General features: G+C 73.3%; 14 protein-coding genes. 6 read left to right on the top strand and 8 right to left on the bottom strand.

The window, feature by feature from the left end:
- Positions 1-107 precede the first annotated feature (107 nt).
- From ACIRD3_RS11840 to ACIRD3_RS11830, 3 genes are all read left to right on the top strand, one after another.
- Positions 108-824: a TetR/AcrR family transcriptional regulator gene (locus ACIRD3_RS11840; protein WP_402214409.1), complete on the top strand. Its 717-nt coding sequence runs from the start codon at positions 108-110 to the stop codon at positions 822-824.
- Between the two features lie 50 nt (positions 825-874).
- Positions 875-1,978 (top strand): glutamate--cysteine ligase, encoded by a 1,104-nt coding sequence (locus ACIRD3_RS11835; RefSeq protein ID WP_402214407.1) that lies wholly within the window; start codon positions 875-877, stop codon positions 1,976-1,978.
- Between the two features lie 167 nt (positions 1,979-2,145).
- Positions 2,146-2,925, top strand: a complete 780-nt coding sequence (locus ACIRD3_RS11830; protein WP_402214405.1) for a hypothetical protein — start codon at positions 2,146-2,148, stop codon at positions 2,923-2,925.
- A 38-nt stretch (positions 2,926-2,963) separates the two neighbouring features.
- Here the strand turns inward: ACIRD3_RS11830 and ACIRD3_RS11825 are convergent, their stop codons facing one another.
- On the bottom strand, positions 2,964-4,139 hold the full coding sequence (locus ACIRD3_RS11825) for a mechanosensitive ion channel family protein (RefSeq protein WP_402214403.1): 1,176 nt from the start codon (positions 4,137-4,139) through the stop codon (positions 2,964-2,966).
- Between the two features lie 292 nt (positions 4,140-4,431).
- Between ACIRD3_RS11825 and ACIRD3_RS11820 the strand changes: the two genes are divergently transcribed.
- The gene (locus ACIRD3_RS11820) at positions 4,432-4,803 is read left to right on the top strand and encodes a PRC-barrel domain-containing protein (RefSeq protein WP_402214401.1); all 372 of its coding nucleotides are present in this window, start codon (positions 4,432-4,434) and stop codon (positions 4,801-4,803) included.
- Positions 4,804-4,861: 58 nt separating this feature from the next.
- Here ACIRD3_RS11820 and ACIRD3_RS11815 read toward each other — a convergent pair whose 3' ends face one another.
- The 3 genes from ACIRD3_RS11815 to ACIRD3_RS11805 all read right to left on the bottom strand — a co-directional run bounded on the left by ACIRD3_RS11815 (position 4,862) and on the right by ACIRD3_RS11805 (position 6,918).
- The gene (locus ACIRD3_RS11815) at positions 4,862-5,326 is read right to left on the bottom strand and encodes an ATP-binding protein (RefSeq protein WP_402214399.1); all 465 of its coding nucleotides are present in this window, start codon (positions 5,324-5,326) and stop codon (positions 4,862-4,864) included.
- A 147-nt stretch (positions 5,327-5,473) separates the two neighbouring features.
- Complete coding sequence (locus ACIRD3_RS11810) at positions 5,474-5,869, bottom strand: STAS domain-containing protein (protein ID WP_402214397.1); 396 nt, start codon at positions 5,867-5,869, stop codon at positions 5,474-5,476.
- 65 nt (positions 5,870-5,934) lie between these two features.
- Complete coding sequence (locus ACIRD3_RS11805) at positions 5,935-6,918, bottom strand: RNA polymerase sigma factor SigF (RefSeq protein WP_402214396.1); 984 nt, start codon at positions 6,916-6,918, stop codon at positions 5,935-5,937.
- Positions 6,919-7,150: 232 nt separating this feature from the next.
- On the opposite strand from ACIRD3_RS11805, the gene ACIRD3_RS11800 reads away from it, so the two are divergent.
- Positions 7,151-7,786, top strand: coding sequence for a CatB-related O-acetyltransferase (locus ACIRD3_RS11800; protein ID WP_402214750.1), 636 nt, complete (start codon positions 7,151-7,153; stop codon positions 7,784-7,786).
- An 81-nt stretch (positions 7,787-7,867) separates the two neighbouring features.
- Here the strand turns inward: ACIRD3_RS11800 and ACIRD3_RS11795 are convergent, their stop codons facing one another.
- Together ACIRD3_RS11795 and ACIRD3_RS11790 are read right to left on the bottom strand one after the other, a co-directional pair.
- Positions 7,868-8,167: a hypothetical protein gene (locus ACIRD3_RS11795; protein WP_402214394.1), complete on the bottom strand. Its 300-nt coding sequence runs from the start codon at positions 8,165-8,167 to the stop codon at positions 7,868-7,870.
- Entirely contained in the window at positions 8,164-8,721 is a 558-nt protein-coding gene (locus ACIRD3_RS11790; protein WP_402214392.1) for a hypothetical protein, read from the bottom strand. The genes ACIRD3_RS11795 and ACIRD3_RS11790 overlap by 4 nt, the downstream gene beginning before the upstream one ends.
- A 251-nt stretch (positions 8,722-8,972) precedes the next feature.
- Here ACIRD3_RS11790 and ACIRD3_RS11785 point away from each other — a divergent pair, with 251 nt between their 5' ends.
- Positions 8,973-10,364, top strand: a complete 1,392-nt coding sequence (locus tag ACIRD3_RS11785) for a uracil-xanthine permease family protein (protein WP_402214390.1) — start codon at positions 8,973-8,975, stop codon at positions 10,362-10,364.
- A 122-nt stretch (positions 10,365-10,486) separates the two neighbouring features.
- Here the strand turns inward: ACIRD3_RS11785 and ACIRD3_RS11780 are convergent, their stop codons facing one another.
- Together ACIRD3_RS11780 and ACIRD3_RS11775 are read right to left on the bottom strand one after the other, a co-directional pair.
- Entirely contained in the window at positions 10,487-10,702 is a 216-nt protein-coding gene (locus ACIRD3_RS11780; protein WP_402214389.1) for a DUF397 domain-containing protein, read from the bottom strand.
- Complete coding sequence (locus tag ACIRD3_RS11775; protein ID WP_402214388.1) at positions 10,699-11,526, bottom strand: helix-turn-helix domain-containing protein; 828 nt, start codon at positions 11,524-11,526, stop codon at positions 10,699-10,701. Before ACIRD3_RS11775 ends, ACIRD3_RS11780 begins: the two co-directional genes overlap by 4 nt.
- Between the last annotated feature and the right edge of the window lie 213 nt (positions 11,527-11,739).

The following is an 11,739-nucleotide window of genomic DNA, read 5'->3' as shown; positions in this document are numbered from 1 at the left end:
CGGCGGGCAGCGCGCAACGGGCCCCCGCCAAACTTATTGCACTCACCGTGCAACGCGTACACTTGCACTCGCGGTGCAAGAAAGTCAAAGAGGGCGAGGGGGCCCACGTGAAACGGACCGAAACCGCCGCTCCCGTCCCCGACGGGCGCACGGAACGCGGGCGGCAGACCCGCGAGAAGATCGCCGACGCGGTGCTGTCGCTGCTCGACGAGAACCAGGCGCACTTCCCCGCCGACAAGGTGGCCGAACGGGCCGGCGTCTCGCGCCGGCTGGTCTTCCACCACTTCGCGGACATGGCCGAGCTGGCCGAGGTCGCCGTCAACCGGCGCCTGGAACAGCTCGCCGCCCAGATCAGGCCGTTGCCCACCGAAGGGCCGCGCGAGCTGCGGGTGGCGGCCATCACCGAACAGCGCGCCCGCATCCTGGAGGGCGTCACCCCGGCCAGGCTCGCCATCATGCGCCTGGAGAACCCCTCCCCGCGGGTCCAGCAGGCCGTCCGGCAGATGCTGGACTTCGCCCGGCTGCGGCTCACCCAGGTCTTCGCCGCCGAACTCGACCCGCTGCCCGAGCCCGCCCGCACCGACCTGCTCAACGCCCTGGACGCGGTCACCACCTGGAGCGCCTGGCACCACTGGCGCGGCTGCGGCCTGGACGTCGAACAGGCCCGGCACACCATGGCCGCCGCCGTGCACGCGCTGCTCGCCGGCGCCGGGACGGGGCCGGGGACGACGGCGGAGGCGGAGGCGGAGGCGGGGACGACGTCGACGGCGGAGGCGGAGGCGGAGGCGGGCGACGGAACCGGGGCGGGCGCCGACGCCCGGTGATCGGCCCCGCCGGGCGCGTACGACCGGCGCCCGGGGGTAGCCGGAGCAGCATGCTGACACTCGGAGTCGAGGAAGAGTACCTGCTGGTCGACCCGCGGGACGGCACCCCGCTGCCCCGGGCCGCCGAGGTCCTGGCCACCGCCTCCCGGGCGCCCGCGCTGCGCCCCGCGGAGGCCCAGCACGAGCTGCTCCAGGTCCAGGTGGAGAGCGCGACCCCGGTCTGCGAGGACCTGGCGGGCGTCTCGCGCCACCTCACCCGGGTGCGCGCCGGACTCAGCGCGGCCGCGGCCCGGCACGGCTGCCGGCTCGTCCCGGCCGGCTCGTCCCCCTTCGGGCCGCCCGGCCCGGTGCCGGTCACGGACAGCGCGCGCTACCGGCGGGCCCAGCGCCAGGCGCCCGCCCTGGTGGACGACCTGATGCTGAACGGCATGCACGTCCACGTCGGCGTCCCCGACGAGGAGGAACGCCTGGGCGCCCTGGTACGACTGCGCCCCTGGCTGCCGGTGCTCATCGCACTCGGCGCCAACTCGCCCTACTGGCGCGGCGGCGACACCCGCTTCGCCAGCTGGCGCACGGTCCACTTCGACCAGTGGGCGGTCAGCGGCCCGCCGCCCGCCTTCCGCGACGCCGCCGACTACCGGCGGCGGGTGACGGCCCTGCGCACCGCCGGGGCGATCTCCGACGCCGGCCAGCTCTACTGGCACGCCCGGCTGTCCGAGCGCTACCCGACGGTCGAGGTGCGCGCGATGGACGTCCAGCTGACGGTCGCCGACGCCGAGCTGTTCGCCGGCCTGGTCCGGGCCCTGGTCACCACCGCCGTCCTGGCCGAACGGGCCGGACTCCCCCGCCCGGACACCCCCGACGAACTGCTGCGCGCCGCCACCTGGCACGCCGCCCGCACCGGCCTGCACGGCCGCCTGGTCTCCCCCGCCGACGGCAGCGCCCGCCCGGCCGCGACCGTGGTCGAGGAGCTGCGCGCCCACATCGCCCCCGGCCTGGAGGCGGCCGGGGACACCGGCCGGGTGGCCGGGCTGTGGTGGGGCTTCGAGCGCGCGGGCAACGGTGCCGACCGCCAGCGCCGCTGGTTCCGGGAGCACGGCCGGCAGGGCCTGGCCGAACGGCTGGCGGGATCCACGGTGACCCGCACGCCATGAGCCGCGGCCCGGACCGGCCCGGACGACCCGGACCGAGCTGACCGAGCCGGACACCCCGGACGACCGGACGACCGGACGACCGGACCGACTGGACGACCGAACCGACTGGACGATTCACACCATTCTGTCCCGGTTCGACCCGTCCGGGTGAGGGCACATGCAGACGTATGGGCGAACGACAGCACGACCCGGGGCCCGTGGCCGACGCGGCCGAGGCCCGGAGGCTGACCGACGAGCTGAGGGCGGCGGTGGCGGATCCGCGCACCTCCGCCCTGGTGCTGACCCGCGCGGTGCGCGCCGCGCACCGCGGCCGGGTCTGGACGGCGCTCGGCTTCCCCACCTGGGGCGCCTACGCCATGGCGGAGCTCGGCCTCTCCCGTCCCACGGCCTACCGGCTGCTGGACCTCGCGGCGGTGGCCGAGGCGATCGAGGAGGCCGTGGAACGCGAGGCCGGGCCCCCGCTCTCCCACGTCTGGGACTCCTGGCCGGTGCTGTCCGTCCAGGCCGTGGTCGACCTGCGCGGCCGGCTGGCCGAGCTCACCGACCTGATCGCCGAACGGCTGGCCCGGGTCCGGGTGGAGGCCGGCGACGCTCCGCTGGACGCCGCCCTGGTCGGCGCCGCCGTCGCCGACGCGGTCACCGAACTCCGCGAACGCCCGGACGTCCCGCCCATCGACCTCCAGGGCGTCCGGACCCCGGAGGGCCACGACGTCGAGGCCTGGCGGGCCCTCGTCGCCCGCGGCCTGGGCGCGCAGCAGCGGATGCTGGGCGGCTTCCGGGAGCTGGGCCTGCTCGCCCTGCGGGTCGCCCCCGGCTACGTCCCGGACCGCGACGCCGAAGGCGTCCTGCACCTGCTGGGCAAGGAGATCGGCAGCACCTGCGAGGAACTGCTGGCCTGCCGCCGCTACGCGCTGACCGGCGACGCCCGCGCGGTCGAGGGACGCTGAGAGCCCGGCGGTCGCGGCGGGGCGGAGCGCCGCGGCGGTCACCGGCGCGGCGGCCTCCACGGCGGGCGCGGCGCGTCGGCCGCGGCCCGGGGGTCCGGGACCTCCGAGGCGCCCATGGCGCCCATGGCGTCCGGGTCGTTCCGCGTGTCCGGGTCGTTCCGGGCGTCCCGGGCGTCCGGGTGCTGACCGGGAGCCTGGGTCACGGACAGCCGGGGCAGCGCGTACGGGTGGTGGTCGCGCAGGAAGCCGACCAGGTGCTCGCGCAGCTCGCAGCGCAGCTCGAAGGCGTCGGCGCCGTTCGCCGCGGTGGCCAGCACCCGGACCACGATCGTGGTCGGGGTGGTGTCGACCACCTGCAGGGCGCTGCCCTGGCCGTCCCACAGCTCGCTCTTCGCCAGGAAGGCCTCGAACTCCTCGCGCAGCAGGGCCACCGGGGCGTGGTGGTCGAGGTGGAGCAGCGCGGTGCCGGTGATCCGGCTGGAACGGCGCGACCAGTTCTCGAACGGGCGGCCCGCGAAGTACGACATCGGCATCACCAGCCGCCGTTGGTCCCAGGTCTCGATCACCACCGCCGTCAGGGTGAGCTCCTCCACCGTCCCCCACTCGCCGCCCACCACGACCACGTCCCCGATCCGGGCGAGGTCGCCGAAGGCCATCTGGACACCGGCGAACACGTTGGCCAGGGTGCTCTGTGCCGCCACCCCGGCCACCACCCCGGCCAGACCGGCCGAGGCCAGCAGACTCGTGCCGATGCCGCGCACCGCCGGAAAGGTCATCAGGACCGCCGCCAGCGTCACCACCGCGACCACCGCCTGGCCGATCCGGCCCAGCAGGCCGGCCTGGGTGCGGGCCCGCCCGGCCCACGCCGGGTCCCGGCGGTGCACGGCCAGCCGCAGCGCGCTGTCCACGAGCAGCGCCACCACCCGGCCGCACAGCCACCCCCCGGCGGCGATCGCCAGGACCACCGCCAGATGGCGCAGCCCCTCACGGGCGGCGGGCGGTGCGTCGACCCAGGGCAGCGCGCCGAGCAGCAGCAGGCTCGTCGTCAGGGCCAGGATCGGCAGCCGGCACCTGCGCACCAGCAGCGGCACCCCGCTGGTGGCGCCGCGCACGACCAGCCGCCGCACCGCCGCCTGCGCGGCCCGGTCCAAGCCGTACGCGACGAGGACCGCCACGGCGCCCGCGAGCGCCAGGCGTACCAGACTCCACCACATCGTCCGCTCTTCCCTTCTGCCCCGGGGTCAGGGGGTCGGGGGACGTTTTTCCCGAAGGGGCCCGGGCATTCCTGCCGCCGGCGGACGCGGGGCGCGGGAGAACGGGGAACGGGCAGGGGTGGCGGGCTCTCGGCGGGCAGGAGGCCGGGGTCCCTGCGGGCCACAGGCCGGGCGCGGCGCGGGGGTTCCCGGCCGGGGGTGGCATGGAAGCGGCGGGCGGGGGCAGCCGGTCTGCGTGTCCGCGTCGGACCGGGCATCCGGCCCGGTCCGTGGCCACGGAAGGGAGCAGGGCATGAGTGACAGCACCGGTATCTGGGAGTTCCGCGACGCTTCCGGTCACACCGCCGGCACCGATCTCATCGGGTTCCACGTGGAGGCCGAGGACGGTCCGATCGGCAAGGTGGACAAGCTGTCCGAGGAGGTGGACGCGCAGTACCTGGTGGTCGACACCGGTCCCTGGATCTTCGGCAAGCGGGTGCTGCTGCCGGCCGGCACCGTCGCCCGGATCGAGATCGGGGAGCAGAAGGTGTACGTCGACCGGACCAAGGAGGAGATCCGCAACAGCCCCGACCTCGTCGAGGGCCGGGACTGGGCGGAGCCGGACGTCCGCGACCTGTACGCGCTGTACTACGGCCCGTTCTACGGCAACGGCCGCATCCGCTGACCCGTCCGACCGCGCCGCCCCGCGCCACGGCCACGGCCGTCCGCGGGGCGGCGGCGGGTCAGCCGCGGGTGAGGCGGTGGGCGTCGAACTCGGCCCAGATGGTCTTGCCCTGGCTGTGCGGTTCGGCGTCCCAGCGGTCGGCGATGCGCTGGACGATGACCAGGCCGTGGCCGCCGGGCAGGGCGGGCCGGTGCGGCAGCCGCGGGGCGGGCATGGCCGGGCTGCGGTCGCTGACCTCGATCCGCAGCCGGGCCCGGGTGGCGTCCAGGACCAGTTCCAGCGGCCCGTCGCCGTGCAGCATCGCGTTGGCCACCAGTTCCGCCACCAGCAGGACCACGTCCGCGGCGACGCCCTCGCCCGTACGGGCGTACCAGTCGTCCAGGGCCCCGGCGGTGAAGGTCCTGGCGTGGGCGACCGGCTTGGGGAGCCCGGCCAGGGTGAGTCTGCGGCGCTGGCCGCCGACGGGCACGGCGGGCCCGGCCCGGTGCGGGTCTCCCTCCAGGGTTCCCCGGCTCATCGTCATCTGAGGGCACCCCTTCGGATCGACGGCGGTTTGTCGCATGGTCGGTTTCCCGGCGCTTTCGGGATTATGCACCGCCCGGCCCCCGGGCCGTGGCCCGAACGGCACAACCCCGTGAGCACCGGCGGACGACCCCGGGCCGGCGCCGGCTCAGGCCCTCAGGGCCGACTCGACGGACGCGTGGAGGGAGAACACCGCGTGCGCTCCGGTCAGTTCGAGGACCCGCATGACGGTGGGCGGCACCGCGGCCAGGTGCAGGGCCACCCCCTCCTCCTCCGCCGCCAGCCGCGTCTTGAGCAGCAGGTTCAGGCCGGAGGAGTCGCAGAAGCCGACGCCGGACAGGTCGACCACCACCGCGCGGGGCCGCCGGGCGACCAGGGCGGTGAGCGCCCGGGCGGCCGGGGCGAGGTTCTCGATGTCGAGGTCGCCGGCCAGCACGCACACCTCCGCGCCGCCCGCCCCGGGACGGACCTCCACCGCCTGCCCCGCCCGGGGCGGGAAGGCTTCCAGCACGCGGTCTGCCTGGTCGTTGTCGGATGGCGTCATCGTCGTCCCCTCCATGTCCGTGCCCTCCGACCATACGGAGATCCCGCCCGTCGGCCAAGCAGGGGTCAGCCTTCCTCCAGTCCCTCGCGCAGGTGCCGTAGGGTGCGCCCGAGCAGCCGGGAGACGTGCATCTGGGACAGCCCGAGCCGGGCGCCGATCTGGGACTGCGTCAGGTCCTCGCAGAAGCGCATCGACAGGATGAGCCGGTCGCGCTCGGGCAGCGCGGCGACCAGCGGCTTGAGCGCCACCAGGTTCTCGACCAGGGCGAGCTCCGGGTCCTCGCCGCCCAGGCGCTCGCCCAGCGGGCCGGGGCGCTCGTCGTCCTCCGTGCCGGTGTCCAGCGAGCCGGCGGTGTGCCCGTTCGCGGCGGTCAGGCCCTCGACCACCTCCTCCTCGGACAGGTCCAGGCGCTCGGCCAGTTCGGCCACCGTGGGGGCCCGGTCCAGTTCCTGCGCGAGGCTGTCCTGGGCCTTGGCCAGGACGATGCGCAGCTCCTGGAGGCGGCGCGGCACGTGGACGGCCCAGGTGGTGTCGCGGAAGTGGCGGCGGATCTCGCCGAGGACGGTCGGCAGGGCGAAGCTGGTGAACTCGACGCCGTGGTCCGGGTCGAAGCGGTCGATGGCCTTGATCAGGCCGACCGCGCCGACCTGCAGCAGGTCCTCCTGCGGCTCGCGGTGCGTGGTGAAGCGGCGGATCGCGAACCGCACCAGGGACAGGTTCATCTCCACCAGGGTGGCGCGGACGTAGGAGTACTCCCGGGTGCCCTCCTCCAGCGTGCCGAGGCGGCGCAGCAGCACCCGGGTGAGCTCCCGCGCGTCGGCCGGGGCGACCTCCCGCGGGTCCTCGACCGCCGCGAGCTGGGGCGGGAGCAGGTCCCGCAGGCCGGCGGCGGACCCGACGGGCGCGGCGGGCAGCGGGGGCACGGCGGGCGGGGACGGCGGGGACGGCGGCTCTCCCGTCGACGGGCCGGCCGCCGACGGGAGAGCCGCCGACGGGAGGTCCGTCGACGGGTCGGCGCAGACGGTCGGTTCACCAGTGCTCACGGCCATGGGAGTCCCTTCCTCGTGTCGACACGGTCGAACGCCCCGGCTACCCCGTGACGGCCGGTCGATGCGGCCACCCCGGGTGGAGGTTTCGTGAAACCCGTCCGGGGACCGGGTGGATGGCAGACGAACCGGCTGCCGGAAGCCCCCGGCCCGGTGGATCATGGAGCGTCCCGCCGCCGTCGGCCCGCGCGCCGTCGCCCGCGTCCCGTCACCGATCCGAGAGCGTGCCGCCGTGATCCCCGCCGTGCCCGACCCGACCGTGCTGCACCCCTTCCCCGAGCAGCCCCGGGTGGTGCTCCTCAAGCCGCTGGTCACCTCGCCGCTGATCGAGGTCGGCGAGTACTCGTACTACGACGACCCCGACGACCCGACGGCGTTCGAGACCCGCAACGTGCTGTACCACTACGGGCCGGAGAAGCTCGTCATCGGCAAGTTCTGCGCCCTCGCCACCGGGGTGCGGTTCGTGATGAACGGCGCCAACCACCGGATGGACGGCCCCTCCACCTTCCCCTTCCCGATCATGGGCGGTGCCTGGGCCGAGCACCTGGACCTGATCACCGGCCTGCCGGGGCGCGGCGACACCGTGGTCGGCCACGACGTGTGGCTCGGCCACGGCGTCACCGTCCTGCCCGGGGTGCGCATCGGCCACGGCGCGATCGTCGCCGCCGGGTCCGTCGTCACCTCCGACGTCCCGGACTACGCCGTCGTCGGCGGCAACCCGGCCCGGGTGCTCCGCCCGCGCTACCCGGAGGCGGACGTCGCCCGGCTGCTCGCGCTCGCCTGGTGGCACTGGCCCGCCGAGCACCTCACCCGCCACCTGCGCACCGTGATGTCCGGCACCGTCGACGACCTGGAGGCCGCCGCGCCCTGAACCCCGGCCGTGGCCGGGGGGCCGGGGCGCGGGCCCGCGGCCGTGGGGTCGTCGGTCAGGCCGTGGGGTCAGGCCGTGGGGTCAGGCCGTGGAATGGCGCAGGCGGCGGGCGGCGGTACGGATGGCGCGGGTGTAGGGGGCGTCCAGGGCGCGGGTGGGCGCGTCGAGTTCGTCGAAGGCCACCAGCGACTTGTGGCTGTCGTCGGTGGACTGCGCCCAGGCGGTCCAGGCGTTGTGGACGTCCTCGTCGGTGACCTGGTCGCCCTTGGCCTGGAGCAGGACGGCGTAGATCCGGAAGAGGTCGTCGGAGCCCGCGGGAGGCCTCGCCTCCGTGGGCAGGCAGGCGCGGATGAGGTCGGCGATCGGATCGAGGTGACTCATGAAGCCAGTGTGCCGGTGACCAGCGTGCCGGTGAGCAGGATCAGGTGGGCGGCCGCGAAGACCACCGGCACCGACCGTTCGCTGGTGCCCAGTTCGGTGTAGTGCTTGTGCCAGCGGCCGCTGCGGGTGAGGTTCCTGAGGGACTGCCACTCGTCGGTGTAGATCCGCGCCGCGAGCTCCGCCTCCAGCTCGTTGATGACCGCGAACTTGGCGGCGTTGAGGTCCCGGTAGCTGCGCAGCTGCATCCACCAGGCGACGGAGAGGGTGAGGCCGGCCAGCGCGACGGCCGTCGACACCCACCACGGGGACTCGGAGAGCTTGGGGATGCCGAAGCCTATGAGGGTGACCAGGGCGGTCTGCACGGACAGGAAGAAGGTGTTGGCGGTGCCCCGGCGGGCCGAGATGCGGTCGGCCATCTCCACGGCGAGCTTGTAGAGCTCCAGCAGTTCGCTCTGGCGGGTCTGGAGGTTCGGGCAGCCCGGGGGGTACGGGCAGCCCTGCTGGTTCGGGAGGTTCGGGTGGTGCGGGCAGGTCGGCTGCGGCGGCACGGTCATCGCGGCTCCCTCGGGCGGGCGGGCGGACGACGGGGACGAACCGTTCGGACACGGTGGCGCCCCGTCGTTGCCTGATGCGACGTCACTTTCCCTGCCGGGGGATCGTTCTACCCGCCGCGCCCGGCGGCGGGGGCGTTCCGGTGTGCGGGGCCGCGTCCGCGGGGGCGGGGCTGGTGATCGTCCGGGCATCCGGCGGCCATCAGAATGGTGCCGACGGTTCCTCGGAAGTACAGAGAAAGCGAAGTCCCCTCATGGATCTCGGCGTGCGCTGGAAGCTGCACGGTGACGGGCGCACGCCCGCACCGGGGGCGGTGGTCCGCCCCGACGAACGGCTCTCCTGGCCCCGCACGGTAGGCCTCGGCGCCCAGCACGTGGTGGCGATGTTCGGGGCGAGCTTCGTGGCGCCCGTACTGATGGGCCTCGACCCGAACCTCGCCATCATGATGTCCGGCGTGGCGACCGTGATCTTCCTGCTCGCCACCCGCGGCCGGGTGCCCAGCTACCTGGGCTGCTCGCTGTCCTTCGTCGGCGTCGCCGCGGTGATCCGGGCCCAGGGCGGCACCAGCGCGACGGTGACCGGCGCGGTGTTCGTGGTCGGCGTGGCGCTGTTCCTGGTGGGCGTGGCGGTCCAGCGCTTCGGGGCGCGGATCATCCACGCGGCGATGCCGCCGGTCGTCACCGGCGCGGTCGTCATGCTGATCGGCTTCAACCTGGCCCCGGTGACGGCCTCCACGTACTGGCCGCAGGACCAGTGGACGGCGCTGCTGGTGATGCTGTTCACCGGGCTGGCCGTGGTGGGCCTGCGCGGCTTCTGGTCGCGGGTGGCGATCTTCCTGGGGCTGGTCTTCGGGTACGGGATCTCCTGGCTGTTCGACCGGGTCTTCGGCAAGATCCACTCGGTCGACGCGAGCGGCCACCTGACCGACCACTGGCGCCTGGACCTGTCCGGCGTCGGCAAGGCCGACTGGGTCGGCCTGCCCACCCTGCACGGCCCGTCCTTCCAGTGGTCCGCGATCCTGGTCGCCCTGCCCGTGGTGATCGCCCTGGTCGCCGAGAACGCCGGCCACGTCAAGGCCGTCGGCGAGATGACCGGCACCAACCTGGACGACAAGCTCGGCACCGCGATCTCGGCGGACGGCGTGGCCTCCATGCTCTCCACGGCGGTGGGCGGCCCGCCGAACACCACCTACTCGGAGAACATCGGCGTCATGGCCGCCACCCGGGTCTACTCCACCGCCGCGTACTGGACGGCCGCCGGCTTCGCCCTGCTGTTCGGCCTCTGCCCCAAGTTCGGCGCCGTCGTCGCCGCGATCCCCGGCGGGGTGCTCGGCGGCATCACCGTCATCCTGTACGGCATGATCGGCCTGCTCGGCGCCCAGATCTGGACCACGTCCGGCGTCGACCTGCGCAACCCGCTCAACCTCGTCCCGGCCGCGGCGGGCATCATCATCGGCGTCGGCAACGTGACGATGAAGTTCACCGACACCTTCACCCTCAGCGGCATCGCCCTGGGCACCCTGGTCGTCATCACCGGCTACCACGCGCTGCGGGCCCTGGCCCCGGCGCACCTCAAGACGCAGGAGCCGCTGCTGGACGAGGGCACGTCCTCGTACGACGAGCAGCCGTCGGCTGACGAATCGTAAGGATGCACCCGGCGGACGCGGGCTGCGAGCCCACGTCCGCCGGGTCTGGCGCTCCTGACTCGCGAGCCACTCAAAACGATGGCCGGACCGCGCGTAGGCGCGGTCCGGGCCTACGGATCTGCTCAGACGTCGCCGAACTCGCCACCACGGACAGCCGCGACGAACGCCACCCAGGCCTCGGCGGGGAAGACCAGAGCCGGTCCGTTGGGGTCCTTGGAATCGCGGACGGGCATCACACCGGGGAAGCCGGGAGCCACCTCCACACAGTTGCCCCCGTTGTTGCTGTAACCGGACTTTTGCCATCTGGCGCCAGCGAGGTCGAGAGTGGGGCTGATCATTCAAGGTCCTTCCAAGCAGCGCGAATCCGGTCGAGCGTAGCCACTTTGGACAGTGACTCCACCTGGAGCTGATCGTAGTCACTGTCCCAGCCTTCGACCGTGGTGCGCCCTCGCTCCACGATGCCACGTGCCTGGGACTCGGCATAGCCGACAATCGAACGGTCTCGCAGTGTCAGCAGAACGATGGGCATCGTGAACGGGACGTGCTCCCCCAAGGCGAAGGGGGCGATTTGAAGGGTCACCGTTGGAAGCTCGGCCAGACTCTCAAGGTGTTGAAGCTGGCGGACCATGACGCCCCGTCCCCCCACTGGCCGGAGCAAGCAGCTTTCATCCATGACGGCGTGCACTGTCGGCGGCGGATCACGGCGAAGCACCTGCTGACGCCCCATCAGGAAGTCGACTCGCTCCTGAGCCTGGGCCTTGGTGATGCTGCCTCGAAGAACCGCCGCAGTCGCCAGGGCCGTCGCGTATGCCTCTGTCTGGAACAGGCCCGGCATGACGTTTAATTCAAAGGTACGAATCCTTCGGCACCGCGCCTCGGACTCGACGTACTCATCGAATCCTTCCAGCAGGCTGGCATTTGAGATCCTGCGCCACAGCTCGACGAACATCCCGTCCGTCTCGAACACCCGGTCGGCTGCAACCGCAAATTTACGGGTTACGGGCTTCTTGGCCCCTTCGAGGTATGAGATCAGCCCATGGCTGTAGCCCATGCGCTTGCCCAGGGACGCCTGGGACCACCCTCTTGCGCGCCGTTGCCTGCGGAGTTCATTGCCGAAGCGCACAGCAGGAGACAAGGACTGATCGTCTTCATCGTGCCCCATGGCTCTCCCTGCCTTGTCACTCGACGGAACAGTGAAGGTTGAAGGCTGGCAATCGTAGCTAGCGAGGCACCACCATGGCTACACCCGGTGATTCGCCGGAAGCGCAGTGCTACCTGTGGAGACCTCATGTCTGACGCTCGGAATCCCTCTCCCCCCTTCCAACTCCACGAGGTGGTGCGGGACTTCAGCAGACCGCACGACGGGCGGCCCAGC

Source organism: Kitasatospora sp. NPDC093550 (assembly GCF_044764985.1).
GTDB lineage: Bacteria > Actinomycetota > Actinomycetes > Streptomycetales > Streptomycetaceae > Kitasatospora.
This window is presented reverse-complemented; position numbering and strand designations above follow the sequence as displayed.

Bases quoted from the DNA above. Each gene is read 5' to 3' on its own strand.
- ACIRD3_RS11790 (WP_402214392.1), bottom strand. From the start codon at position 8,721: ATGACCGTGCCGCCGCAGCCGACCTGCCCGCACCACCCGAACCTCCCG.
- ACIRD3_RS11775 (WP_402214388.1), bottom strand. From the start codon at position 11,526: ATGGGGCACGATGAAGACGATCAGTCCTTGTCTCCTGCTGTGCGCTTC.
- ACIRD3_RS11795 (WP_402214394.1), bottom strand. From the start codon at position 8,167: ATGAGTCACCTCGATCCGATCGCCGACCTCATCCGCGCCTGCCTGCCC.
- ACIRD3_RS11815 (WP_402214399.1), bottom strand. From the start codon at position 5,326: ATGACGATGAGCCGGGGAACCCTGGAGGGAGACCCGCACCGGGCCGGG.
- ACIRD3_RS11805 (WP_402214396.1), bottom strand. From the start codon at position 6,918: ATGGCCGTGAGCACTGGTGAACCGACCGTCTGCGCCGACCCGTCGACG.
- ACIRD3_RS11785 (WP_402214390.1), top strand. From the start codon at position 8,973: ATGGATCTCGGCGTGCGCTGGAAGCTGCACGGTGACGGGCGCACGCCC.
- ACIRD3_RS11835 (WP_402214407.1), top strand. From the start codon at position 875: ATGCTGACACTCGGAGTCGAGGAAGAGTACCTGCTGGTCGACCCGCGG.
- ACIRD3_RS11810 (WP_402214397.1), bottom strand. From the start codon at position 5,869: ATGACGCCATCCGACAACGACCAGGCAGACCGCGTGCTGGAAGCCTTC.
- ACIRD3_RS11820 (WP_402214401.1), top strand. From the start codon at position 4,432: ATGAGTGACAGCACCGGTATCTGGGAGTTCCGCGACGCTTCCGGTCAC.
- ACIRD3_RS11780 (WP_402214389.1), bottom strand. From the start codon at position 10,702: ATGATCAGCCCCACTCTCGACCTCGCTGGCGCCAGATGGCAAAAGTCC.
- ACIRD3_RS11825 (WP_402214403.1), bottom strand. From the start codon at position 4,139: ATGTGGTGGAGTCTGGTACGCCTGGCGCTCGCGGGCGCCGTGGCGGTC.
- ACIRD3_RS11830 (WP_402214405.1), top strand. From the start codon at position 2,146: ATGGGCGAACGACAGCACGACCCGGGGCCCGTGGCCGACGCGGCCGAG.